At 61.2% G+C, this 23,955-nt stretch carries 22 protein-coding genes and 1 pseudogene; 7 read left to right on the top strand and 16 right to left on the bottom strand.

Going from position 1 to position 23,955, the window contains the following annotated elements; genetic code table 11:
- The first annotated feature begins 14 nt into the window (after window positions 1-14).
- Window positions 15-356, top strand: a complete 342-nt coding sequence (locus E2481_RS17095; protein WP_136718380.1) for a helix-turn-helix transcriptional regulator — start codon at window positions 15-17, stop codon at window positions 354-356.
- A 69-nt stretch (window positions 357-425) separates the two neighbouring features.
- Here the strand turns inward: E2481_RS17095 and E2481_RS17090 are convergent, their stop codons facing one another.
- Entirely contained in the window at window positions 426-1,196 is a 771-nt protein-coding gene (locus E2481_RS17090) for a TrmB family transcriptional regulator (RefSeq protein WP_136718379.1), read from the bottom strand.
- 390 nt (window positions 1,197-1,586) lie between these two features.
- Between E2481_RS17090 and E2481_RS17085 the strand changes: the two genes are divergently transcribed.
- Both E2481_RS17085 and E2481_RS17080 read left to right on the top strand, forming a co-directional pair.
- Entirely contained in the window at window positions 1,587-2,387 is an 801-nt protein-coding gene (locus E2481_RS17085) for a TrmB family transcriptional regulator (RefSeq protein WP_136718378.1), read from the top strand.
- Between the two features lie 330 nt (window positions 2,388-2,717).
- Window positions 2,718-3,002 (top strand): winged helix-turn-helix transcriptional regulator, encoded by a 285-nt coding sequence (locus E2481_RS17080; RefSeq protein WP_136718377.1) that lies wholly within the window; start codon window positions 2,718-2,720, stop codon window positions 3,000-3,002.
- Window positions 3,003-3,072: 70 nt separating this feature from the next.
- Here E2481_RS17080 and E2481_RS17075 read toward each other — a convergent pair whose 3' ends face one another.
- Both E2481_RS17075 and E2481_RS17070 read right to left on the bottom strand, forming a co-directional pair.
- On the bottom strand, window positions 3,073-3,483 hold the full coding sequence (locus tag E2481_RS17075) for a TRAM domain-containing protein (protein WP_136718376.1): 411 nt from the start codon (window positions 3,481-3,483) through the stop codon (window positions 3,073-3,075).
- A 271-nt stretch (window positions 3,484-3,754) separates the two neighbouring features.
- Window positions 3,755-3,985, bottom strand: a complete 231-nt coding sequence (locus E2481_RS17070) for a hypothetical protein (RefSeq protein WP_136718375.1) — start codon at window positions 3,983-3,985, stop codon at window positions 3,755-3,757.
- 345 nt (window positions 3,986-4,330) lie between these two features.
- On the opposite strand from E2481_RS17070, the gene E2481_RS17065 reads away from it, so the two are divergent.
- The gene (locus E2481_RS17065) at window positions 4,331-5,032 is read left to right on the top strand and encodes an urease accessory protein UreF (RefSeq protein ID WP_136718374.1); all 702 of its coding nucleotides are present in this window, start codon (window positions 4,331-4,333) and stop codon (window positions 5,030-5,032) included.
- A 188-nt stretch (window positions 5,033-5,220) separates the two neighbouring features.
- Here the strand turns inward: E2481_RS17065 and E2481_RS17060 are convergent, their stop codons facing one another.
- Complete coding sequence (locus E2481_RS17060; RefSeq protein WP_250137865.1) at window positions 5,221-5,547, bottom strand: SHOCT domain-containing protein; 327 nt, start codon at window positions 5,545-5,547, stop codon at window positions 5,221-5,223.
- Between the two features lie 311 nt (window positions 5,548-5,858).
- On the opposite strand from E2481_RS17060, the gene E2481_RS17055 reads away from it, so the two are divergent.
- Window positions 5,859-7,262 carry a permease gene (locus tag E2481_RS17055; RefSeq protein WP_136718372.1) on the top strand — a complete coding sequence of 468 codons (1,404 nt, stop codon included), beginning with the start codon at window positions 5,859-5,861 and terminating at the stop codon, window positions 7,260-7,262.
- Window positions 7,263-7,753: 491 nt separating this feature from the next.
- Here E2481_RS17055 and E2481_RS17050 read toward each other — a convergent pair whose 3' ends face one another.
- Window positions 7,754-8,755, bottom strand: coding sequence for a potassium channel family protein (locus E2481_RS17050; protein WP_136718371.1), 1,002 nt, complete (start codon window positions 8,753-8,755; stop codon window positions 7,754-7,756).
- A gap of 279 nt (window positions 8,756-9,034) precedes the next feature.
- Between E2481_RS17050 and E2481_RS17045 the strand changes: the two genes are divergently transcribed.
- Window positions 9,035-9,397, top strand: a complete 363-nt coding sequence (locus E2481_RS17045) for an SHOCT domain-containing protein (protein ID WP_136718370.1) — start codon at window positions 9,035-9,037, stop codon at window positions 9,395-9,397.
- A gap of 351 nt (window positions 9,398-9,748) precedes the next feature.
- Here E2481_RS17045 and E2481_RS17040 read toward each other — a convergent pair whose 3' ends face one another.
- From E2481_RS17040 to E2481_RS17005, 8 genes are all read right to left on the bottom strand, one after another.
- Window positions 9,749-11,002: a phage integrase SAM-like domain-containing protein gene (locus E2481_RS17040; RefSeq protein ID WP_136718369.1), complete on the bottom strand. Its 1,254-nt coding sequence runs from the start codon at window positions 11,000-11,002 to the stop codon at window positions 9,749-9,751.
- A gap of 64 nt (window positions 11,003-11,066) precedes the next feature.
- Window positions 11,067-11,294 (bottom strand): hypothetical protein, encoded by a 228-nt coding sequence (locus E2481_RS17035; RefSeq protein ID WP_250137864.1) that lies wholly within the window; start codon window positions 11,292-11,294, stop codon window positions 11,067-11,069.
- 225 nt (window positions 11,295-11,519) lie between these two features.
- Entirely contained in the window at window positions 11,520-12,701 is a 1,182-nt protein-coding gene (locus E2481_RS17030) for a tellurite resistance/C4-dicarboxylate transporter family protein (RefSeq protein ID WP_136718368.1), read from the bottom strand.
- Window positions 12,702-12,815: 114 nt separating this feature from the next.
- Window positions 12,816-14,069 (bottom strand): Glu/Leu/Phe/Val family dehydrogenase, encoded by a 1,254-nt coding sequence (locus E2481_RS17025; RefSeq protein ID WP_136718367.1) that lies wholly within the window; start codon window positions 14,067-14,069, stop codon window positions 12,816-12,818.
- Between the two features lie 121 nt (window positions 14,070-14,190).
- Window positions 14,191-14,493, bottom strand: coding sequence for a hypothetical protein (locus E2481_RS17020; protein ID WP_136718366.1), 303 nt, complete (start codon window positions 14,491-14,493; stop codon window positions 14,191-14,193).
- A 22-nt stretch (window positions 14,494-14,515) separates the two neighbouring features.
- Window positions 14,516-15,820, bottom strand: a complete 1,305-nt coding sequence (gene gdhB, locus E2481_RS17015) for a glutamate dehydrogenase GdhB (RefSeq protein WP_250137872.1) — start codon at window positions 15,818-15,820, stop codon at window positions 14,516-14,518.
- 2 nt (window positions 15,821-15,822) lie between these two features.
- Entirely contained in the window at window positions 15,823-15,966 is a 144-nt protein-coding gene (locus E2481_RS17010) for a rubrerythrin-like domain-containing protein (protein WP_136718364.1), read from the bottom strand.
- A gap of 111 nt (window positions 15,967-16,077) precedes the next feature.
- Window positions 16,078-18,954, bottom strand: coding sequence for a bacterio-opsin activator domain-containing protein (locus E2481_RS17005; RefSeq protein ID WP_136718363.1), 2,877 nt, complete (start codon window positions 18,952-18,954; stop codon window positions 16,078-16,080).
- A gap of 228 nt (window positions 18,955-19,182) precedes the next feature.
- Between E2481_RS17005 and E2481_RS17000 the strand changes: the two genes are divergently transcribed.
- Complete coding sequence (locus E2481_RS17000; protein ID WP_136718362.1) at window positions 19,183-20,820, top strand: sensor histidine kinase; 1,638 nt, start codon at window positions 19,183-19,185, stop codon at window positions 20,818-20,820.
- Window positions 20,821-20,932: 112 nt separating this feature from the next.
- Here E2481_RS17000 and E2481_RS16995 read toward each other — a convergent pair whose 3' ends face one another.
- The 3 genes and pseudogenes from E2481_RS16995 to sufB all read right to left on the bottom strand — a co-directional run.
- A complete protein-coding gene (locus tag E2481_RS16995; RefSeq protein ID WP_136718361.1) occupies window positions 20,933-22,468 on the bottom strand; it encodes a sodium:solute symporter family protein in 1,536 nt (511 codons plus the stop codon).
- A 3-nt stretch (window positions 22,469-22,471) separates the two neighbouring features.
- Window positions 22,472-22,687 carry a DUF3311 domain-containing protein gene (locus E2481_RS16990; RefSeq protein ID WP_136718360.1) on the bottom strand — a complete coding sequence of 72 codons (216 nt, stop codon included), beginning with the start codon at window positions 22,685-22,687 and terminating at the stop codon, window positions 22,472-22,474.
- A gap of 148 nt (window positions 22,688-22,835) precedes the next feature.
- Window positions 22,836-23,828, bottom strand: a pseudogene (gene sufB / locus E2481_RS16985) (Fe-S cluster assembly protein SufB); the annotation flags it as partial.
- Between the last annotated feature and the right edge of the window lie 127 nt (window positions 23,829-23,955).

Below are 23,955 nucleotides of genomic sequence, written 5' to 3'. Positions count from 1 at the left end.
TGGGACGGTGGCGGATGCCTAAACTAACGCTAGAGCGGCTGAACAAACTCGTTAGTACGCTCCTCTCCGTGGACTCCACCTCGGCCACCTCGGCTGGCGAGGAAACGGTGGTCGAGCAATCAGAGCAGCCACCCGTGAAGGGGATGGAGGAGTCGCTGCAAACCGACGAAGAGCAGATTCTGCAACTCCTTGCTGAACACGACCATCGGCTATGGCAGGGGGATGTCGTGGCCAAAACAGGGTTTTCGGAGAGCAAGACCAGCCGCCTGCTGTGTAAGATGGAAAACAATGGAAAGATATCCAGAGGGCAAGTCGGGCGACAAAAGGTCGTCGACCTGCCGGACTCGGACGAGTAGCAGGGAACGGTTTTCGCTGCGCCAGACGCCTCGGTATTCCTGATTGCGGGAGGATGGCGTGTTGAGTTGTCAGGGGAAAATCGCGTTCAGCACCACGACCAGACTATTCGTTTCACCCTCGCCCCAGATCGCGGTCTCCGATCGTGGGTTAGATGGTGACGCGTCCGACTCGTCGACGAGTGCGCTCACGAGTGTTTTTCGGCCGTCGATCAGCAGAAGCCGCCCTGCCGACATATCCGACCAGGCCGAAGGCGATTCGGACATCGTCGCCTCGGGGATCTCGTCTCGGATGCGCTCTTGGACAGCGGCCGAGACGCCACCAAGCTCGATTGAGACGCCACGCTCCGCGGCCTCGCTCAACCCATCTATCAGGTCGTCGGTGAGGAGATCCTCGGAAGTCTTGTAGACGATTTCCTCCTCCGCGTTCCCGAAGAACTCGATGATTCGTTCCGTGACTGCCCGCTGTCCATCGACCGTCCAGATACCGCGCTGTTCAACTCGATGTTCGACGGGTTCGAGCTCGTTCAGTGCCGTCCGCAGGATGCCCGTCCGGCGGTGTAACTCGTTTTTAAACGTTCGGCTCGCGGTATCGGCGGAAATCGCCCAGAACTCTTTCGGTGATGATTGGAGGATATCGACGAGTCCTCGGTCGTGCAATTCGTCGATCGCATCGTAGACCTGGGTACGTGGCACCTCTGACACCTGGCTTACGTCCCTGGCCGTACCCGACCCCAGACTCGCGAGTGCCACGAACGTCCGCGCAGCGTACCCACTCAACCCGAACCGTTCGAGTTGCTCGAGGGCTGCAGACCGAGGGTCTTCAGTTGGATCGTCGTTCATCGAATTGGATGACTTTCGGTAATACGATCCCGCCCACCCCGCGATGACGTGACCGGGCTGGCATGCAGCAGTACGGTGTTGGGACACAGAACTAGACTGCGTGTGGGCAATTCGAGGTGGGCCAGCCTATTATCTCTTTTGTGATTATCTGGGTGAATCGCTTTTTTGCCTGGTTATCCAGCTAGCGTATCGTAGAAAGCTTGGAACCCTATTGTCACTGAGAGAATTACAAACATATCGGATCGCAGCTCTTCCAATGACAGTATACATGGCTGGAGTTGGGTATCACTGTTGCATCTGTATTCTTTGTCATGTTTAGAGTGACAAAACATATCCGTCCTGGGTGGTAATTATCAGGAAATCCCGGGGACACCTGGGACATTGGGACAGATGGATACACCAGAAAACGTGGAAGATGCGGTCGAGGTCCTCCAGAAACTCGGGTTGAACGAATACGAGGCGCAATGTTTTGTCGGATTAACTCGTCTCAATACGGGCACTGCGAAGAAGCTGAGCGAACTCACTGACGTTCCACGGACGCGGGTATACGATGCGATACGCGTCCTGGAGGTCTGGGGGCTGGTCGAAATCCAACATTCGAGTCCACAACAGTTTCGCGCGGTCCCGCTCGAAGAGGCGATCGCAACGCTCCGCGGTCAGTACGAGGGGTACGTCGAACGACTACACGACGCCCTCGATACGGTCGACGTCGTCGAAGAAGACGACGAGTCCCCCGTCCAGCAGATCTGGGCGATGTCCGGGCAGACCGCGATCGAAAACAGGGCGGCTCAACTTATCAAGAAGGCCACAGACGAGATCGTGCTCGTCATCGGCGACGAGTCACTCTTGACCGAGAACCTCGTCGATACACTCAACGAGGTCGACGACGATATCGATTTGATAATTGGAACATTGACCGAACCACTTCAGGAGCAAGTTCGAGCGGTTGTGCCGGACGCCACAACGTTCGTCTCCGGCCTGGAGTGGTTACACGGTGAAAGCACGACCGAAAACAAAACGTCGATCGGTCGACTCCTCTTGATCGACCGCTCAACGATCCTGGTGAGTTCGATCCTTCCCGATACCAAAAAAGAGCAGGCGATTTTCGGCGAAGGGTTCGGGAACGGCCTCGTCGTGATCGCCCGACGAATCATGGCCCATGGACTGATTCCCGCTCGTGACCCTCAATGAAAGCTCTCAGGCGATGAATTGCAGCAGGAGCCCACCTCGTCGCTGCTATATACACACGGCATTTTCCGCTCGGGATCGCACTTCGCACTCACCTCTCATTCGCCCCACAACTACCGGTCGTTACACCGGAAGGCGCACGTAACGAAGCGATTCCAATCTGAGATATCGGGGACTCGACTGTAACTGATGGCCGCGTGCTTGCAAACACCTTGCTCTCTGGTTTCAATTCGCGACTGTACGCCGGACATAACCTTTTGAGGGTTGCTATCGATAGGTGGTCCGTCGGAACGCTCGCAACCACTCCACAGCAGTGAACCCTCCACCACAGCAATGACCTCCAAATGGGACGACATAAGCTTCGTAATCAGTTCGCAGTACCGAATTGCAGTTCTCAGACGGTTAGCTGACGGTCCAGCGACGCCCTCACGGATCTCAGACGATCAGGATCTGGGAATCGCCCACATCTCGCGGGCATTACAGAGCCTGACAGAGCGTGATCTCGTGTCGCTCCTCGTTTCCGAAAACCGACGCAAAGGCCGGGTCTATGGACTCACCGACCACGGAGAAAGCGTCTGGGAGCAGATCATTACCGAAGGGATGGTGGATCCACCCTGAGTAGCCCCTGACGGACTGAAACTGGGGCGGTGAGTGCCAAACGGTCGGAAACGGAGCGATCCGTCGAGCGCTAGTCGTAGTAGCTCACCCGTTCTACGACCTCGGCAAAGGCGACCGTCTCGCGGACGTCGGTGATCTCGACGGTAACTCGTTCACCGGTCTCCGTGTCCGGCACGATCACGACGAACCCGCGCTCTACCCGCGTGATGCCGTCACCCTTATCGCCGATATCGTCGATTTCGACCGTTCGCTGTTCGCCTTCCTCGACGGGTGGTTGCCCCAGTTCCTCTGTCCGCTCCTCCCGCTCTGTAGTCGTTCGCTCGTTCTCGGCTGCTGACGGGAGTATCGCCACGCGATACGTCTCGTTAGCGTCGATATCGCCGAGTTCCAGTTCTACTTCGGGGACGTCGATGACAACCGAGCCCTCGCGCTCTTCGAGTTGCGCAGTAAATAGACACCGCAGTTGATCCGGAATTTCCATCAGTGTATCTCTATCCCATGATATGGAGACTTGCTACTTGACTCTACTGCCGTCCGCAGCTCCGATATACAGGACACGTCTTCGCCGTGGTTCCAGTAGCACGCGTGGAGATACAACCGGGAGCATGGGTCAGCAGTGCTATCTGCCGGTTTTTTGTGTTATTTATTATAGTGGAGGTCGGCGTCGAAACTACCATCGTGAGCTTGGCGTAGGATCAGACCATTACAAATGTCGATCGAGCAACCCGGTTTCGATCTCGATTCCGGTTCGATTAATACCCTCGTTCTTGCTTCCATGCTCCGCTCTCATCCATCGAATCGATCACGTCGTCCCAATCCGGAATCGTCCCGTTGGGGTACCGATACCGATCACGACGGAGGTGTCGGGGTCGCTCGTAGTTCAACTCGTTCCACAGGCTCGCAGAGGCGTCCAACAGGTCCAGCAGTAGCCGCTCGTCGTCGTCGGATCGCGGGCGTACCGCCAACGTGTTGGCTCGCCTCACGACGATAGATGTTTGTGGCTGTGTGTCTAAATGTCTTTTGGACACAAATGCGACCGAACATCGACATATCGCACACGCTGAATGGACGAGTGAAAGACTACGCCAAACAGCAGGATATGGCTCTTGATGAAGCCTACCGAGAGATAATCGAAGCGGGTCTGGAAGCGGTGGAACATCCAGACGAATCGTAGTGCGTGGTTTGCGACGATGTGCTGTCGCTTGGACCCACCCCTGCAGGAGTGGGCTTCCGCTCGCTACGTGTCATACGCATGGCGAAGACAGCAGTCACGGACACGGCATCGGCCCTCGAACGATTTCGACTGATGAGACTCGGGAGCGTCAGCGATGACTGACCGAGAAGACGGGGAGTCACTGCTGGCGGCGATGCAGTTCGCCGATTCGTTCCTTCCCGCGGGGTCGTTCACCACGTCCTATGGGCTGGAGGCGTTCGTCGCTGCATCCGACATCGAGAACGGAGCCGGACTCCGAGAGTTGCTCGAAACGTACGTGCAACAGCAACTCGGACCGTGTGAGATGGTCTCGCTGTCGGCCGCTCACGACGGGGCAGATACCGGCGAGATCGACCGTCTCGTCGCCGTCGACGAGCGCCTGACGGCGGTCCAGTTACCGTCGGAGTTCCGAACGAGTGCCACGAAGACCGGCAGCCAGTTGCTCTCACTGGTGACGGAGACAGAGCCCCACGAGGTGGTGTCGGAATACGACCGTCGCGTGACGGCCGGGGAGGCACCCGGAAACTACGCCGTCGTCCTCGGTGTCGTTGGCGCCTGTACCGGGATGAGCCCACGCGAGACAGCCATCACACTGGGCTATGCGTTCGTCAGAGACCTGCTCGGGGCGGCACAGCGGGTCCTCCGACTCGGCCACACCGAGGTTCAGCAGGTGCTGACCGACCTCCGTCCGAAACTCGTCGAGGCCTGGGAACGCAACCGGGACCGGTCGGTGACCGAGATGACGACGTTCGCACCGCTGGTCGACGTCGCATCCATGGAACACGAACGTGCGGACAGACGGCTCTTTGTGAGCTAACGACCACGGACGCGGCTGTTTGCGAGGCGTCGGTCGGTTTTTACCGCGACTAGGGTGCGTTCGATGGTCGCGTCCGCGTCTCCTCACTCTGCCTTGCCAAGCCATTGTAGAACTGTGAATCTTCGATTGAACGACCATCAGTGGCCGTTACCTCGGGTTCCCGAGGCACGGCCAGCGAGAGCCATCGGTTAGCTTGACCGGTCCATCTGCCGTAACTGCTGTCGTCGCGTCTCGAACTCCTCGTCGTCGATCTCACCACGCGCGTATCGCTGCCGGAGCTCCGAGAGCGCGTCGTCACTGGGAGCACCACCGCCACCGCTGCGGGTCGCGATCGCGTAGAGGCCGAGCGCTGGGAGACCGATCAGTACCAGCCCCCAGATGAGCATCCAGCCCATGCCAAGCCAGCCCCAGTTGCCATGCGTCCCCATCCATCCGTCGTGGTGGTGGAGTCCATCGTCGCCGTCGTGTGCGACGGCAGTGCCGGTAACGCCGGTGATCGCAAGCGCTAGCAGCACCAGGACCACTGCACCGGACCATAGTATACGGTGTCTCATATCTAGAGGTACGCGGGGATAGTTTACGTCGGTTGTGCCTTAAATATCGAAGTGGCGAGCTGACCACGAGCAAGTAGTCACATACTGGGCCAGTTGTGGGTTTTAGATGCTCAAGACTCCGTTCTGAGTCGGAACAGCTCTGATTCTTGCCGACAAGGCGGCGGTGTAGTAGAAGAGTGGGGATTCGAGGTTTGGAATCGTATGTAAAGTTCGGTTTCGTGTTTGGTTTCGTAACGACAACCGGCAAAGTCCATGACTGCGATTGTCTAAACATGCAAGCCGCTCTCGTCGAGGGGATTCTCGAATCCTTACGGATCGGTGTGGGCTTCCTCTGGACGGCAGCCTGGGCGATCATCATGGGACTCGTCATCACCAGTCTCGTCCAGGTCTACGTCTCGAAGGAACGGATGGCACAGGTGCTCGGGGACGAAGACATCAGTGGTCTCATCAAGGCCACGCTGTTCGGCGCTGCGAGCAGTGGGTGTAGTTTCGGTGCTGTCGCAATCAGTAAGGGCCTGTTCAAAAAGGGCGCCCACGTGGTGAACGTTCTCGCCTTCATGTTTGCCTCGACGAACCTCATCGTCGAACTCGGCCTGATGATCCTGATTCTGCTCGGTTGGGAGTTCCTCGTCGCAGAACTCCTCGGTGGCGTCATCCTCATCGCAGTCATGGCGGTCATCGTCCACCTGACGTTGCCCGAGAACCTCTTCGATCGGGTTCGGGCGCAACTCAACGAACGCGATCACGACCACGGCGTTACCGAAGACCCGACCTGCGGAATGGAAGGCAAAGACGAGTACTCGCTCACGACCGACGGCGGTGAGACGCTCAAATTCTGTTCGGCGGGCTGCATGGAGACCTACCAGCAGGAGATCGCCAGCAGTGGCGGCTGGCGGGAGGAACTGCGCTCGTGGGGCGGCTGGTACAAACTTGGCAACCAGTACCGCAAGGAGTGGTCGATGATCTGGAAGGACGTCGTCGCCGGCTTCCTCATCTCCGGGTTCGTGATCGTGTTCGTTCCACAGCAAGTGTGGAACGCGCTCTTCCTGCAGGGCGATGGCATGCTCGTGAGCGCGGAAAACGCCGTGATGGGCGTGACGATTGCGGTGCTCAGTTTCGTCGGGAGCATGGGGAACGTCCCGTTCGCCGTGGCGCTGTGGGGCGGTGGCATCAGTTTCGCGGGCGTCATCGCGTTCGTCTACGCCGACCTCATCACGATTCCCGTCCTGAACGTCTACCGGAAGTACTACGGCTGGCACGTGATGGCGTACATCCTCGGCGTCTTCTTCGTGACGATGGCGTTCACGGGCTTTCTCATGGAAGAGTTGTTCACCGCCCTCGGCATCGTCCCCGATCTCGCCGGCGGCCAGACCGCGACCGAGCAAACGTACTTCGAGCTCAACTACACGTTCTATCTCAACCTGATCGCGTTCGCACTGTCGGGCTTCCTGTTGTACGTCTACCGACGCGGCCTCGGCGCACCTGGCCAGTACCGCGACCCCGTCTGTGGGATGCGAACCGACGACAGCGGTCCGAGCAGTACCCACGACGACGAGACGTACTACTTCTGCTCGAACAGGTGTAAGGAGGCGTTCCAGAAGCGTCCGTCCGACTTCTCGGATAAACACCCACAGGCGTCGGGTGCAGGAACCGCCGGCGGACACGACCACCACTGATCGACCATGGCTGACCCTCCGTTCACGGTATTCGGCCGGCAAGATGGTGCCGGGTCCCGACAGTGGACGCTCCCCGAGACTCCCTCTCGACTGGCGTCGTGGGTACGTACGTACTCGTCGCTGGCTGTACTGTTCTCCGTACGACCCGCTCTGGAACAATTTGGCATAGGGTGTCGTGCTTCTCGGAGTGGGTGCGGCCATCCTCGCCCATCGTACCTCGTCGTACGCAAAGCACGCCCTGTTTGCGTTCGGGATTCTGGCATTTCCGCTCGGCATTCCTGCGCTCGCTGATGCGTATCGCCGCCACGGCAAGGAATCAGCTACCCACGACTGAAGTCGTGGGCTTCCGTGCTGTTCCTCGTGTGACCCGCGTTGGAATCTCGGGACCGATGCGCGACCTCTCCAGATTTGCTTTACAATCACGATGCTACGACGGCGGGTGATACCGTGACTCGTCACGGTGACGAGGGAAGCTGACATCGTATCGGCCATCAGTCGTCTTGGCCGGATGGCCAGTCACGAGCGTCGCCATCGACGATCCCGCGTAATTGCCGTCGCCGCTCCGTTATTTCAGTGAGCGACTCCACAAACGTCTCGTCGGACACTGTTGGAATATCGTCTTTTCGGAGGCGATCCAGATCCGGCGGCGGTGGGCTTTGCTCGGCAGTGTGCGCGAACGGCGACGTGACGGCGTCGATGTAGTTCCCGACGCTCGCACGCGCACTGTGGATGACCACCGTACTCGGCCGTTCGGCTTCGGGAACGCCGAATCGCAGGAGTGTCAGTGCCTCGTCGAGGGCGACGATGCTGAGGACGGTCACGTAGTCACGCCGTTCGGTGTAGAAGTAGTGGAGGATCGGATACGCGTAGTGGTTCGTCGTGAGTTCGTTGACGTCAGCCGCGATCGAATTGAGCGGCAGTTCGAGCCCGGAGAACGTCTCGCCGTCCCACGCAGTCCGAACGATGGTCGTCCCGTCCTGCCCGAGCCCGCTGACGTCGCTGGCGAACGCCCGCTTTTGCGTCACGGCGTCGAGGACCGAAATGACGTAGCTCACGATCAACGTGATGAAGAGCATTCCGCTCGCGGTCGTGAGGACGGTGAGGATCTGCCAGATGCCGTCCGTCGGAATGAAGTCGCCATTGCCCAGCGTGAACAGCGAGGAGCCGACGAAGTAGACCCGTTCGGTCCAGGAGATGGGACCCGGCTCGCCCGTGCCGATAATGGCGTTCTCGATCCCAGCGAAGACCAACGTCCACCCCACCCAGAAGAGTGCGATCCACACGAGGAGCCCGAGCACGAGAACGATTGGTCCGGAAACAGTGAGAATCCGCTGCGACCGACCGCTGACAGCCCGGAGCGCTCGCCACGTCCCACGCATCAATCGGGACGTGAGCGGCCCTGCACCGCCCTCGACCCACAGCGTCGTCCAGAGGAGATCAGTGACTGTGACTCCGAGCAGTACTGCCCCCACAAGGAGTGGGACGACGTTCACCGGGACACCTCACACGAGCACCGGTGACTATGCAGCCTTGCTGTTTCGTTCGTTGCTCGCTGGGCGACGGACCTGCGCGAAGCGGTTTCGAGTGACGCGACTGCGCTCGCTCCTGTTGATCGGACCATGTCGCTCGGGAAGCCGGCTCTAGTCCATCCTCGGGAGCTCGGCATAGATGAGTGGTGCTTGCATCTGCACTTTCTCCGGGTGTTCCTCCCCGAGAGTCACGGAAACGGGAGAACTCACATGGTGGTGGCGACCAACAGAGGCGATACGTGTATGGAAACACAGCACTCGAACGATCGTTCGTTTCGAATCGTCGTAATCGTGCTTGGGGCCATCGTTCTCTTTCCGCTCATAATGATGGCGCTGATGATGCCGATGATGGGTATGATGGGGTGGTCGTGGGGGAACGGGATGGCTGGCGGTCTCTCACCGATGTGGGGCATTGGAATGATGGTCGGCTGGCTCGTCGTCCTGCTCGGGATCGGGTATTTCCTCTACAACGGAGTCGTGAGCGGGTTCCGCGGTGATGGCGCGTCTGATCCGGCCCTGGAGGAACTCCGACTCGCGTATGCCCGTGGCGACCTCACTGACGAGGAGTTCGAGGAGCGACACTCGCGGTTACGAGACGAGGAGTGACGCTTTCTCCAGACGCCTTCGCCGAGTTGCTGCTATCGATTCTCGAAGCGAGTCAGACACGATAACGGCAGAGATCGCAACCGTCACTACTGATGCGAGCAGTCTCGGCCGTACACAGACTGTCCGTTACAGATATCTGTTACAGACGGTGGGAGTCCGTTCGCAGCTACTCTCGAGATGTGACTGCAGCAGGTCCCTCTCGAACAGTTCGTCAACGAGAGTGATACCAGCGTCGTCCGTGGCCTCGACCGAATCGTGTATGAAAACTGTGCGGCGCTGTATCCCCTCCCTGCTCGCGCCTTCCCTTCGGTCTGCGCTCGCTGAGGAAGGGGGCTTAGCGCCTCAATTCAGCTAATTATTACCGAGACTGTCGATCTCTTCGAGTGCCTCCGTCGCGACGTCTCCCAGCTCACCCGCTTCGATGTGCGAATAGCGCTCTCGCACCATTTCCTCGGAGTTGTCGAGATACCGGGCGGCGACAGTGTAGCCGAACGCGCGAACCAGAACCTCGCCCATCCCACGTCGCCCGCCGTGGGGCGCGAGATAGTCGTGTTTCGGATGGTCGATCTCGATCGCTGTCTCGTCCGAGAGCCGCTGGAGAATCGACCGGGCACCATCTGTCGTGATCGATGGCGGACGAATGTCCTCGTCGAGCGCCAGCAGGAGGTCACGAGCGCACTCCTCACGTCGCTCGTCGACGGCATCCGGACGATCACCTCGATCAGCGAGTTCCTCCCGCACGAGCGTCGCCAGCGTTCGCTGATCGAAGGTCGGGAACACCGGCCAGCGCTCAGTCGGCGGGTCCATGAGCGTACGGTAACTCCGAAGCGGCGAAATCACTGGATCGGGCAGACTCGCGGCGTCCCATTGCTGTTTCTTCCGATAGACGTCCATGCTCCCGTCGTCGAGCGCGATCTCTTCCCACCGGACCCCGCGCCGGCGAGGGTCGTTCGGGTCTCGGAGTAGTTCGCCGACGCGGACGGCGGTGTACGCGAGAAGGAACACGAGCGCGCGGTCACGCGCGGTCTTCAGCGCCTCATAGCGTGCTCGCTGCCTGTCGAGTGGATCGGCATCCTCCGGGAGTGTCGTGTACGTCTCGATGGCAGTGCGGGCTTGCTCGTCGACGTGACGGGTAAGCGCGTGGCGTTGCTCGGACGTCCAGGCCTGCTGGTCGCCGGGCTTTCGGCCGTCGTCCTCCGGGAGTGGTGCCATCGCGCTCGCTCGTTGGGCGTAGTGCGCCTCAAGGTACCCCTCGTTGACGCACCAGCCACACCACGCAGAGATGTAGCGGTAATACGTCTGGACGGTGTTCTGTTTGAGTCCGCGATCTCCGGCGAGATGTCGGGCATACTCCCGGAACACTCGTTCGTCGAGGTCGTCGAAGGTGGGTTCACGGTCGAGGTCGTCGGGGACGATGCCGGTCCAGCCGTCGTCGCCCCGGTCGCCGCCAGCCCACTCGGCGAATCGTTCGAGTTCGCGCGACGCGTTGCGCCGGTAGTTTCCGCCGTCGCCACCGCGGCCTTTCCCCTTGTCCTGCAGGTAACGCTCGAAGGAACTCGCGAGCGGTGTCGAACCATCACGTGTCGATGCGGTATTTCGATTCATACGGTTTTGTCACGAGAGCAGGTGGCAACCCGGAATCTCACCGATTCCGGTCCACGAGGGGCTGTTAGCGACTGCGACCAGCCCCCTCCGAGAGGTCACCCGCCGAATAGCGCTCGTAAATCGGGATCTCGTCGTCGTTGGTCATCGCTCGCCGAAGCAGCTGGGGAAGTTCCTTTCGTCCGAGTTCGCTACTATTGAGCCCGTCCAGATGCACGGAATCGAGTTCCGTTGGGCCCTCTTTGACCGGGCCAGCACGGAATTTGATCGTATCGGCGATCGATTCCTGACTCATAGGGAGCGATACATGGGCCGGTTTGATAAGGAGTTCCCCTGTTGCCACGACCGCGGTTGCCGGTGGCCAGTCGACGAATCCTTCGAATTGATCTGCTGCATCGGTCACCGTGTTCGAAGCCGTATATCTGTCCGCTGTTGAGCAGGCTGTGGCCAACACCACTCACAGCGACGAGCGACGTACCGATACTTGCAACTGACACATATCGAGCGGAAGCTGTCCTTTTTAGACCGATTCGTCAGCGCTGGGTTTCGGTCTTACTCCCCGGAACAATACGGACAGGCTGGCACGGACGGTGCCAACGAGCGTTAGTGCCCAGACGAATAGCGCGAACCATCCCCAGTAGACGGGACCGAGTGCCAAGGATTTGAACGCGCTAATGCCGGCCAGATTCACAGTACAGGCGGTGTACATACCCATCGGGAAGACCCGTCCCCATGCAGTCGGAGCGTACGTGTGGAGGCGGTTGCCGAATCCGAGCCGTGACCACGGGACGGTGAGCACCCATACTGGCGGTCGGCCCTCGATATCGCCAGTTGTGAACTTCCAGATGTCGATGGCGAGCAACAGCGGAATCCACCAGGAGGCAATCGCCCACGCGAGGAACGTGACTCCGACGAGTAGGGGTGCGATCGGTTCCCAGGCTGTCACTGCCGTGAGTCGCGGTCCCAGCGTCGCGCCGGCCAAGGTCGTGATAGCCGCCGCGCCCATCGTGATCCAGTACGGCCCGGTCCAGTCGTCGGGCCGGACCGCCCCATCGAACAGTCGATAGATGACGATCGTGACGACGACAAAATAGAGAACGTATCCCGCTGCGAAGTAACTCATGCTCAACAGGACGATCCCGTTCGAATATCCCGTTACTGCCGTCGACAGGGAGGCTCCCAGAATCGCTAACGACTGCAGACAGACGATCACGAGCAGGAACGCACCGTCGATGCGCTCGCTGACATCGGCTTTGTTGGCCCCGATGATCTCAGTCGCGAACAGGTAGTACAACAGGAGCGGTGTGGCTACGACAGTACTCAGCCAGAGTATCGCCGCGACTTGGACGGCCTCGAAGAAGATTATTGCCTGGATGCCGACGGTGTTCGTTGCGACGATACACGTTAGCGTCCCCCAGTGTTTCTCCCTGTCGCGCAGGTCCGCGACGAACCGACCAGGAAACACCTTGAGTCTGGCCCCGAACAACCCGAGCAGGAGTACGTAACTCCCGATCGTGAGCAGCGTCAGTGGCCAGGCGACGACGTCGATCCCGAGTTCTCGGAAGGCGATCGAGACGATGCCCGTCGACATCACGAAGCCGAAATACGCCGGGTCGAGCAGTTCGACAGCGTCACTCACACGGGCTGCAGTCGATCGGTCAGTGGCGATGGGCGGCTCCGGTTCGTCTCGTGAGTCAGTCATCCATCTGGCTCGCTCGGGATTTTGCTAGTACCGTGGCGTCAAAAGGGCGTTTCCATCCGGAAACTTACGCTACACGGGCGAGCGTCGTCTCGGAATTTTGCGTAGAGACTGGCTTCAGGGCCAGGTTCCGGCCTCTTCACCGGCATCGATGACGCGTTCCAGTGCGACGACGTAGGCGGCAATCCGGAGCGACGGGAGGTCCCGGCTCTCGTAGGCGTCGATGAGGGTTTGGAACTGGTCGACGATGGTCTCGTCGAGTTCCTCGTTGACACGATCCTCGGACCAGTAGAACCGCTGGCGGTTTTGCACCCACTCGAAGTACGACACCACGACGCCCCCGGCGTTCGCGAGGATGTCCGGCACGACGAGGACGTCTTCCTCCCTGAGAATCTCGTCGGCGGCCGGGGTGATCGGGCCGTTCGCGGCTTCGGAAATCACGTCCGCCGCGATGTCGGGAGCGAGCTGCTCGTCGATGGCGTTCTCGAGTGCGGCCGGAACGAGGAGGTCGACGTCCAGCGTGAGCAGTTCGTCGTTGGTCAGTTCCCGGTCGGCGTCCGGGTACCCGACGACGCTGCCTGTCTCGCGTTTGAACTCCTTGACGGCGACGGGATCGAAGGACTCCTCGCGATAGATGCCACCGCTGGAGTCCGAAACGGCGACCACGTTCGCTCCCATCTCGTAGATGAGTTTCGCCGCGATCCAGCCGGCATTGCCGTATCCCTGGACCGCAACCGTCGCCCCTTCGAGGTCCTTCCCCAGGTACTCGAACGCCTCGCTCGCCGCGACGACCGTCGACCGGCCCGTCGCTTCGACCCGACCCTCGCTCCCGCCGCTGGAGATGTCTTTGCCGGTGATGACGCCCGGTTCGGTCGTGTTCTCGATCGTCTCGTAGGTGTCTTTGATCCAGTTCATCTCCCGCTGGCCCGTGTTGACGTCGGGTGCGGGCACGTCGCGATCAACACCGATGAGCGGGGTCAACTCTTCGGCGAACGCGCGCGTGATTCGCTCGAGTTCGGCCTCGGAGTAGTCGCTCGGATCGATGACGATGCCGCCCTTCCCGCCACCGAGCGGGATGTCGCTCGTCGCCGTTTTGTACACCATCCACCCCGACAGCGCTTTCACCTCGTCGCGTGTCACGCCGGGGTGATACCTGATCCCGCCTTTGTACGGGCCGCGGTCGCCGTTAAACTGCGACCGGTAAGCCCGAAATACCTCGATCGATCCGTCGTCCATCTCCACGGACAGGTTCGTCTCCAGCACTCGTTCGGGCGTTTTCAATCGCTCGATCTGGCCGTCGGCCACGTCCAGGTACTGTGCCGCCTCGTCGATCTGTGTCCGTAAACTCTGATACGGATTCACATCGGACATGTATCGGGCACAGAAACCGAGCTACCAAAAGATGACTATTTTATCCGGCATTTTACACGATATTTGAGTTTAGATACCTCTAATAGAAGGGCTAATTCGTTCGTTTTTGCTGATATTAAGGCTATAGCACGATTTTTCTATCAAACTCCGTTACCTTTTGGATGTTGTCTTTTGCTGTCACTTCTACTGTGGTATCGGTCTCGATTACAACCGACTCCGCAACTCGGTGGCACTCGCTGGCCGGTACGTCCACGCGGTCGATGTTGGGGAGGAGACAATCGCGACGCTCCGACAGTTCGAGAAGCACGTCCCCGCTCGGGAACTGCCAGATACGACTGACGGAGCGGAAACACGGTGACGCCGCTGGCTCCTCGACGTACCTGACGGCTCGCGTCTTCTCGAAGAGGGTCTGGAGTTGCATCATGTGCTAAGCGACTATCACGTCGTTACGGCCAGAGTCCACGCGCGTCGTGGGCCTCGGCGACTCGGGCAAGGGCGACGATGTACGTGGCGTCTCGCCACGTCACGTCACGAGCCTCGTACGCGTCGCGAACGTCGCGCCAGGCGGCCAGCATCTCGGTTTCGAGTTCGTCGTTGACTCGTTCGAGCGACCAGGCTCGGCGGTTGATGTCTTGGAGCCACTCGAAGTACGACACGGTCACACCCCCGGCGTTCGCGAGGATGTCCGGGATCACGGGGATCGAACGCTCCGCGAAGATCTCGTCGGCAGCAGTCGTGATCGGGCCGTTCGCCCCCTCGATAATGATATCGGCCGCGACGTCGGGCGCGTTGGCTTCCGTGAGCACGTTCCCGATCGCGGCGGGGACGAGCACGTCGACGTCCAGTTCCAGCAGCTCGTCGTTGGTCAGCGTCTCGGGTGCGTCCTGTCGCCCCACGCCTTCGGGTTCCTCGTCGTGTGACGGGATCGATCGGGGGTCGAGCCCGTCCGGATCGTAGATCGCGCCGTTGACGTCGCTGACTGCGACGACGGTCGCTCCCCAGTCGTCGAGGAGGCGGGCCGCGTTCGCCCCGACGCTGCCGTACCCCTGGACCGCAACCGTCGTCTCCGCGAGGTCCCGCGCGTAGTAGTCGATGACCTCCCGCGTGATGATGGCAACACTGCGGCCGGGCGCGGCTTCGCGGCCTTCGCTCCCACCGACGACCGGCGGCTTGCCCGTCACGACGCCAGGGACGGTTTCACCCTGCTGCATCGAGTAGGCGTCCATGAGCCAGGCCATCGTCTGCGGGTCAGTACCCATGTCGGGCGCGGGAATATCCCTGGTCGGACCGATGATGTGGCGGAGTTCCTCGGCGAATCGTCGGGTGAGGCGCTCCCGTTCGCTCTCGCTGAGGGCTTTCGGATCGACGGCGATCCCGCCTTTCGCGCCGCCGAAGGGCAAATCCATGACCGCGCACTTCCAGGTCATCCACATGCTGAGTCCGACACACTCGTCGCGGGTCACCTCGGGCTGATAGCGGAGGCCGCCCTTGTACGGGCCGCGGACGCTATCGTGCTGGGCGCGATAGCCTGTGAACACCTCGACGGTTCCGTCGTCGCGTTCGATCGGGACGGTGACCTCCTGGACCGTCGTGGGATGCTTGAGACGTTCGACGACGTTGGGATCGATATCCAGGTATCCGGCGGCGCGTTGCAACTGTTGGCGTGCCGTCTCGACCGCCGATTCCGGCTCCTGGGGCTGTAGCTCGCCGTCCGTTCGGTCTTCGGGGGCGACCGGCGAGTCGGCCGGCATCGTCATTCGAGCGGGGTCTGCCGGTTGCGCATCTCGCTTCCGCATTCAGGGCAGGGGTCGGGGTTGTCCTCCGCGATGACGACAGCCCCACACTCGAAGCACTCGTACGGCGTTTCCTCGTCGGGCGTTTGCGTAACGTCTCTCATTGTAGATTCACGAATGCCTGCCGTCGGTCTGCGGCACTCGTTTGCGATAATAAGTGTATAAGGGAATAGCCAATAGCTTAGCAACAAAGCAGCTGGGAGAGTGGTGGTTTACTATTGAACCCTGTCGGACGATGCGGCGACCGAGACGTTCCGTTCTTCGAACATCGTGGTGAACAGTTTCCGCTGTACCGTCCGGATGTGCTGATAGAACGCCGGCGGGGAGATATCGAGCGTCGCCGCGACGTCCTCACCGGTGCTCTCGCGCGGCGACTCGAAGAAGCCGCTGTAATACGCCGTCTGGACGACCTCGAGTTGCCGGTCGGTGAGGTCCGCGAGGTAGTCCCCGTAGACGTCGCGTTCTCCGGCCTGATCGAGGGTTTGTTTGCTCTGAAGGGCGACCCCGGAGAACGACTCGTCAACGAGTTGCGTGATGGTTCGAACGTCGATGCTCTTGGGAACGTCGATGGTGAGCGTCGTCGTCGCCGGGTCAGCGGTCGCCTCCCGAAAGACGGCACCGTGATCTGCGAGTTCGAGGGCGAGGAACGGTTGCGTTAGCCCCAGTCGGAGGACGCCGCCGTCACCGTCCGCCGAGATCCGTCGGATGTCGTCGATCCCGACCAGTTCCGCTGCGGCCTCTTCGACGATTTCCGTGTCGGCATCGTCGACGGTGACGAACACGTAACTGCCGTCCGTAGTCTGTTGGACGCCGCCCGAATACGAGAGTGTACAGTCGGCGTCTTGTGCGAGACGCGAGAGGACGAACGTCGGGTCGTCGATCTCGAAGACGACACGCGTCATCGACGTCGTGAGAAGGGCATTTTTTCGTTCGAGGGCACTGAGCGCGGACGCGATCGTTTCGCCGAGTTCGACCAGCACGGCCTGTGCCGTCTCGTCGAAGGCGTCACGGGTGTCCGCATAGACCGTCAGCACACCGTGAGTGAGGTCGTTATACACCAGCGGGATGCTCAACACGGACATGAAATCACGGGTGAGGGCGGCCGAGCGCCACGAGTCCTCCCGGAGGTCCGCCGCGACGGTCGGGACCATCGTCACCTCGCCCGTCGCCGCGGTTTCACCTGCCGGCTCGGCCCCCGACGCGTCGACGGCGAAGCGTTGACTGTCCAGATACCCCTGTTCGTCGCCGGCCCACGCCCGCGGTTCCAATGTCTCGGTCGTGGGATCGACGGTCCCGAGCCAGGCGAAACTGAACCGATCGTCGCCTGTCAGGAGTTCACAGACGGTGTGGTCGATCTCGTCCCGCGTCTCCGCCTGGACGACCGCCTGATCGATCGCCCGAATCGTCTCGTTGATCCGGTTTAGCGTGGTCAGTTGCTCGTTTTGCTGTTGGAGTTGTCGCTCCTGTGCGCGGAGCTGTGACTCCCGCGAGACCCGATCCAGCGCCGCCTCAGCAGTCGCCGCCAGCAGGTCGGCGAGTTCTCGCGTTACGTCGGTGAACGCCCCCACGTCGTCGGACCCGACGACGAAGACGCCGTGATCTCCGAGCGGGATGTAGCTCGCGCTTCTGAGGTCGGTCGCCCGATTGGCGAGTCGATCCGTGTCGTGGACGTCCTCGAAAAACAGCGACTCGCCCGAAATGAATCCGTGTCCGGGCAGCGTGTCGCCATCCGCGTGAACCCGCGGTAGCGGGCCGTGGAGCGTCCGCATCGCCTGGGAGTGTGCTGCGGGCCGGAGTTCGTTGGTGTCCGTGTCGAACAGATAGACCGCGCTCGCGTCCAGGTCGAGGACGCTCGGCGCGTCGTCGACGATGTGCTGTGCGATTTCGTCGTGTGTCCCGGCATACAGGAACGAGCGCGCGAGATCCTGCAGCGTGGCCAGTGCCTCCTCGCGCTGTTTTCGCTTCGTGATGTCCCGGCAGCTATAGAGGAGCGTCCCGTCCTGAATGTCGACTTCGCGAACGTTGACCAGTAGCGTGTGCTCGCGGCCGGCCTTGTCGGTCGCCGTACACTCGATGTTCTTGAGAATGCCGTTGGCCGCGAGTTCCTCACGGTCGAAGAGGTCCGCTCCGAGCAGTTCGGTGATCGATCCCTGCTCGTGAATCTCGTCGGCGGTGTAGCCGAAGATGAAGTGCACGTTCGGACAGACGTACGTGTATTCGCCGTCCTCGTCGGTCATCAGGACGGTGTCGGTCATGTTGTTGAGCGTGACGCGGTGGAGCTTTTCGGACCGTCTGAGGTCGCGTTCGAGCGTGACCCGGTCCGAGATGTCGACGCCTTCGATGACGACCGACATCAGATCGCCGTGGTCGTTTTCGACCGGACGCACGGAGAGATCGATCACGTGTCGAGACCCGTCGTCGCGTGGATCACAGATGATCGCGTTGCCGAACGACCCGTCCAGGGCTCGCTCCACCAGTTGTCGGACGTCGTTCCGGGTCGCGTTCGAGTGAGACCACCACGGGAGCTGCCAGAAGGGTTCCCCGATGGTCGGGTCCTCGTCGATCAGGTCACACGCTGCCTGGTTCACACGCGCGAGCGATCCGGTTGCGTCGAGTACCCACGTTGCCGTCTGTGTGTCCCGGAACACCGCGTCGAATTGTCGCGCTCGTTCGCGCCGGTTGCGGGCCTGCCGTGCCGAACAGATCGCCTCCTCGATTCGGTCGAGAAGCGTTTCGAGGGTTCGGTCGAGTGGCTCCTCGACCACGAGGTACTCGGTCACATCGGCGGCGATCGCTTCACTGGCGATCGCTTCGCTCCCGTCCGCCGTTCCGAGGAGCACGGGCACGGTCGACGTTACCGTTCTGACTTCCCGCAGGAACTCGACGCCAGTCGTCCCGTCGAGGGCGTACTCCGTGACGACACAGTCGACAGTGTCGTCCTGGACGGCCTCCAGTCCCGCCGCTGCCGTCGCGACTTCCTCGACGGCGATGGCGGGGTGCGATACGAGTTTAGCCGCGAGTTCGTCGAGCCACGTTGTCGTCCCCACGAGGAGAACACGGGACGACTCCGGCTCGGACCGTGTGCTCCCCATTAGTCGGCTCCAGCGAGGTCACCACACGGCAGCGATCGACCGCCACCGACGAGATACCGGACCTGCTTGATCTCTCTTGTCGTACGAACCGAAAGCATGGGACAGAATAGAACCCCTCTCAGTAAAACAGTTCGATAATCAACCCCGATATCGGACTCGGGACTGCTGACGTATCGGGAGCTGTCAATGCTGTCTTTTATATCGCTGTGTTCGGTGTGACTAACGGCGATGGTATTCCTCTCCGCGAGCTATTTTTTGCACGTCTCGCTGTTCGTTCTCGCGGCAGTCGGTTGTTTCGTAAGTATCACTCGACTCGGACGGATCACCGATCGTGACACCCGGCGGGGACTGCTGGCGCTCCTTCTCACGAGCGGTGGCTGGGCGGCTGCTCACGTGGGATTTCTCGTCTCCCCGACGCGGCACCTCAAGCTCGGGTGGTACGTCCTCGGCCTGATTCTGGGCCTTGCAGCGGTCGGCGCGTGGCTCTTCTTCTGTTCGGCCTACACCAACCGGACCTACCACAACAACTCCACGTACCGTCGCCTCGCTGTCGCCCTGTTCACCGCGCTGGGCGTGGTGAAAGTGACGAACCCCCTCCACCACGGCTACTTTACGGCGACCGAGGTCGCCGCGCCGTTTCCACATCTGGCCGTCACTGTGGGACCGCTGCACTGGGTCGCGATGGGGCTCTCCTACGCGCTCGCCTTCGTCGGGTATTTCATGCTCTTCGAGCTGTTTACCGAGATCGACTTCGACACGCGGCCCCTCCTGCTGTTAGTCAGCATCACTGCGCTCCCGGTCGGCCTCGACCTCATCGGGTATACGACGCCCGTCCTCATCGATATGACGTACGAGCCCCTCGGGGTGGCCGTCTTCGCGATCGGGGTCGTCTTCGTCTACGTCGACCGGTTCGACGCCGTGCAACTCTCGGCGGAACGGGACGCGCCCGTTATCGCGCTCGACGCGGACCGGCACGTTCGGAACTCGAATCAGGCTGCCAGGCGTCTCTTTCCATCCCTCGATGCGACAACGAACGTGTCGCTGGACTCGGCGATGCCGACTGTCGCGGAACGCCTCGGCAGTGATGACCCCGTTATGGAAATCGAACGGGACGGACGAACACGGTACTTTCGCCTCACAGAAACGCCGTACGGAACGGCAACGACCGGACTCGGGAGTACGCTGCTCTTTACGGACGTGACCGAACGCGAGCAGTATCGCCGGGAACTGGAACGCCAGAACGATCGCCTCAACAAATTCGCCGGTCTCGTGAGCCACGACTTGCGGAACCCTCTCAACGTCGCGCAGGTACGGTTGGACCTCCTTCGCGAGGAACTCGAACGGGACGACGAACACGCTGGGGCCATCGAACGGTCACTGGCACGGATGGAGACGCTGATCGACGAAATCCTCACGCTCGCCCGCGAAGGCAAACAGGTCGAACAGTGGGACGCGGTTCGGCTCTCCACGATCGTCGAGGACTGTTGGGCGATGGTCGAAACGCAGGCTGCCAACGTAACCATCGACGGTGATCTCACCTTCGAGGCCAACCCCGACCGGCTGAAACGGCTGTTCGAGAACCTGTTTCGGAACGCCGTGGAGCACGGGGGGTCGGACGTGACCGTCACCGTGGGGCCGCTCGCTGATCGAACGGGCTTTTACATCGCTGATGACGGCCCCGGTATTCCAGCGGCGGAGCGTGACCACGTCTTCGAGCCGGGTCATACGACCAGCGAAACCGGGACCGGCTTCGGACTGGCCATCGTCGCTGACATCGTCGCGGCGCATGGCTGGGACGTTCGTGTGACCGACAGCGCCGCTGGCGGGGCCCGGTTCGAAATCACTGGCGTCGACCCCTTCGATTGATCCATGGGGTTCACACCGTCTGATCGATCCCAATCCTGCTAGCGAGACACCACTCCGTTTCCCCGACGGACGAGTGTCCAACTCCCTGTCGGAACGTAGAAAGGGCAAATCGTCACTCGGCTTCCGAACCGGTGACCGAGTACGCGAGCGTGTTCTCGCTGGCAGCCGTCTCGGTCGCCGCCGAGACACCCACGGTCAGGACGAACCCGAGCAGCATTCCGGCGATGGCCGGAGACCAGCCGAGGTAGTCCTGGGGCAGACCGATCGCCGGCCGGCCGATGACAAATTGCGAGAGCCATCGTAGAACGTCGAACGCGCTGATCGCGTAGAACAGTTGCGAGCCGGCGATGCCCGCAGTGATTCCCCACTTGGTCGTCCGGTCCCAGTACAGGGCGACGATGACCGGGAGCGCGAGTTGCGCGAAGCCGCTGAAGGCCGTGTTCCCGATCTGCACCAGTGTTCCCGGGGCGTAGAGGCTGGCCACGAACGACGCCGACGCGAAGACGACGACACCGATGCGGGCCACTACTGCTTCGTGGCTCTCCGCTTCGGCGTCCGCTTGTGCATCGCTGCGACCGGTTACCGGCCGGTACAGGTCTCTCGTCAGATACGAGGCACCGGAGAGCAGCATCGAGTCACTGGAGGACATCATCGCAGCCATCGCCCCGGCGATGACGACCGCGGTGAACCACGGTGCGGTGTACTCCCCCAGCACGACCGGAATGACGTTGCTGTTCGCCGGGACGTCGACGCCGAGGCCCGCGGCCCACGTTCCGAGCAGGAAGGTCGGAACGAACAGCAGGACTACGAGAACCGGCCAAAGCGAGAGCGTCCGCTTGAGCACGCGCTTGGACCGCGCGACGAAGAATCGCTGGTTTATCTGGGGGAACATCGTCACCCCGAACGCGATGCTAATCGCAGTCGAGAGCATGTACTGCGGCGAGTAGAGCCCGCCGCCGAGTCGCAGGAACTCGGGGTTGGAAGTCGCCAACTCGCTCGTCGCTGCCCGCGGACCGCCGACCGCGGCGAGCACCCAGGCGACGGCCACCCAGACGATGCCGAGCATGAACAGCCCCTGGAGCGTGTCCGTCCAGGCGACGCCCCGCATCCCCGAGAGCACGACGTAGAGGACCATGAACAGCGTGATGCCGCCAGCACCGACCCAGAACGGGACTGCACCGTCAGTTAACCCGACGATCGCCTGTCCCGCGCCCTTCTGCTGGAGCATCACGTACGGGAACAACCAGAAGATGCTGACGACGGCGACGCCGCCCCGGAGCCACGTCGAGCCGAACCGGTCGCCGAGCATCTCGCCGAGGGTGACGTACCCGTGTTTCTGGCCGACGAGCCACTGCTTGTACCCGAGAACGTACCACAGAACCGCGAAGATGATGCCGTCCATCAGCCCCATCACGAGGATCCACTCGGGACCGGCCGAGTACGCCAGGTTCGGCCCGCCGAAGAAGGTAAAGGCTGACAGGAGCGTGGCGAACGTCGTAAAGAGCAAGACGACGGTCCCAAAGGTACGAGAGGCCAGGTAGTAGTCCTCGGCCGTCCGCTCGGTCAGCCGGTAGGCGACGACGCCGATACCGAGCGCGACCACCAGATACACGGCGATGATGGCGAGTTGGAGCGTCGTATCGGCCACGAGTCACACCTCCTCGACGCCGACGCCCCAGGCCCGGTTGGCGAATATCCGGAAGACGACTGCGGCGAGTCCCATCCAGCCGATGTGCCACCACAGCCACAGCGGCAACCCGGCAATGACTGTTCCGTCACGCCAGAGGAACCACGGGATCGCCAGTGCTGCGAGGACGACCGCTACCAGACTCCAGACGATACGTTCTCTGCCGTTCCACAGCCCCATTTGTAGGAGATTCCATTTCGGCGAGTTCAATAAAAGATTTTGCTAATACGTCAGGCGGGATCGAAAACGATTATTTTTCGATTTCGCTCCCAGTAATCTTGGCTAGCACTCACACACCACCAGCGTCATGGTACGGTTGACAGCCGGCTCACCCGAGACTGCCGTCCATCTCGAGTTTGATGAGGCGGTTGAGTTCGACCGCGTATTCGATGGGTAGTTCCTCGGTGATCGGTTCGATGAAGCCGGCGACGATCATCTGCTTTGCGTCGTCGTCGTCCAGGCCGCGGCTCTGGAGGTAGAACACGTCCTCGTCACCGATCTTCCCGACTGTTGCCTCGTGTGCGACGTCGACCTTCTCCTCTTTGATCTCCATGAACGGCATCGTGTCCGACGTGGATTCGGCGTCGAACATCAGCGCGTCACACTCGACGCTGGTCGACGAGTTCTCAGCACCGTCGGCGATGTGGACGAGGCCGCGGTAGTTCGTCCGCCCGCCGTCTTTGGCGATGCTCTTGGATTCGATCGTCGAGTGTGTGTCCGGCGCAGTGTGGTAGACCTTCGCGCCAGTATCGATATCCTGCCCCTCGCCGGCCAGGGCGATGGTGACGTGGTTGTCCGTCGCGCCCGGACCCTTGAGTACCGACGCGGGGTAGAGCATGGTCGCTTTCGAGCCCATCGAGCCCGAAATCCACTCCATCGTCCCGTCCGCCTCGACGATGGCCCGCTTCGTGTTCAGGTTGTAGGTGTTTTTCGACCAGTTCTGTACTGTGGAGTACTGGACGTGTGCCCCCTCTTTGACGAACACCTCGACGCACCCGCTGTGGAGGTTGTGACTGCCGTAGTGCGGTGCCGAACACCCCTCGATGAGGTGGACCTCCGAGTCGGGTTCCGCGATGATGATCTTGTGCTCGAACTGGCCCATCCCCTCGGCGTTCATCCGGAAGTACGCCTGGAGCGGCATCTCGACGGTGACGCCTTCCGGGATGTAGACGAACGAGCCGCCCGACCAGACGGCACCGTGGAGCGCCGCGAACTTGTTGTCGCTCGGCGGGACACACGTCGTCATGAAGTGCTCGCGGACGAGTTCGGGGTGTTCCTGGACTGCCTGGTCCGTGTCACAGAAGATGACGCCTTTCTCCTCTAGCACTACTTCTGGGGTTTAGACTGGAGACGAGCAAATTTGGAGTCGAGTATCGACGAGGGACGCTCAACTCGTCGGAATCTGCTACGGTTTAGCGCGACTCCATCTGAGATTCGACGTTCCGACT

It is taken from the genome of Halorientalis salina (assembly GCF_005049285.1).
Classification (GTDB): Archaea; Halobacteriota; Halobacteria; order Halobacteriales; family Haloarculaceae; genus Halorientalis; species Halorientalis salina.
This window is presented reverse-complemented; position numbering and strand designations above follow the sequence as displayed.

Coding starts and splice junctions, on each gene's coding strand:
- gdhB (WP_250137872.1), bottom strand. CDS start 15,820: ATGCCGGCCGACTCGCCGGTCGCCCCCGAAGACCGAACGGACGGCGAG.
- E2481_RS17045 (WP_136718370.1), top strand. CDS start 9,035: ATGGAAACACAGCACTCGAACGATCGTTCGTTTCGAATCGTCGTAATC.
- E2481_RS17065 (WP_136718374.1), top strand. CDS start 4,331: ATGACTGACCGAGAAGACGGGGAGTCACTGCTGGCGGCGATGCAGTTC.
- E2481_RS17095 (WP_136718380.1), top strand. CDS start 15: ATGCCTAAACTAACGCTAGAGCGGCTGAACAAACTCGTTAGTACGCTC.
- E2481_RS17000 (WP_136718362.1), top strand. CDS start 19,183: ATGGTATTCCTCTCCGCGAGCTATTTTTTGCACGTCTCGCTGTTCGTT.
- E2481_RS17080 (WP_136718377.1), top strand. CDS start 2,718: ATGACCTCCAAATGGGACGACATAAGCTTCGTAATCAGTTCGCAGTAC.
- E2481_RS17075 (WP_136718376.1), bottom strand. CDS start 3,483: ATGGAAATTCCGGATCAACTGCGGTGTCTATTTACTGCGCAACTCGAA.
- E2481_RS16990 (WP_136718360.1), bottom strand. CDS start 22,687: ATGGGGCTGTGGAACGGCAGAGAACGTATCGTCTGGAGTCTGGTAGCG.
- E2481_RS17025 (WP_136718367.1), bottom strand. CDS start 14,069: ATGTCCGATGTGAATCCGTATCAGAGTTTACGGACACAGATCGACGAG.
- E2481_RS17055 (WP_136718372.1), top strand. CDS start 5,859: ATGCAAGCCGCTCTCGTCGAGGGGATTCTCGAATCCTTACGGATCGGT.
- E2481_RS17040 (WP_136718369.1), bottom strand. CDS start 11,002: ATGAATCGAAATACCGCATCGACACGTGATGGTTCGACACCGCTCGCG.
- E2481_RS17005 (WP_136718363.1), bottom strand. CDS start 18,954: ATGGGGAGCACACGGTCCGAGCCGGAGTCGTCCCGTGTTCTCCTCGTG.
- E2481_RS17020 (WP_136718366.1), bottom strand. CDS start 14,493: ATGATGCAACTCCAGACCCTCTTCGAGAAGACGCGAGCCGTCAGGTAC.
- E2481_RS17035 (WP_250137864.1), bottom strand. CDS start 11,294: ATGAGTCAGGAATCGATCGCCGATACGATCAAATTCCGTGCTGGCCCG.
- E2481_RS17030 (WP_136718368.1), bottom strand. CDS start 12,701: ATGACTGACTCACGAGACGAACCGGAGCCGCCCATCGCCACTGACCGA.
- E2481_RS17010 (WP_136718364.1), bottom strand. CDS start 15,966: ATGAGAGACGTTACGCAAACGCCCGACGAGGAAACGCCGTACGAGTGC.
- E2481_RS17090 (WP_136718379.1), bottom strand. CDS start 1,196: ATGAACGACGATCCAACTGAAGACCCTCGGTCTGCAGCCCTCGAGCAA.
- E2481_RS17085 (WP_136718378.1), top strand. CDS start 1,587: ATGGATACACCAGAAAACGTGGAAGATGCGGTCGAGGTCCTCCAGAAA.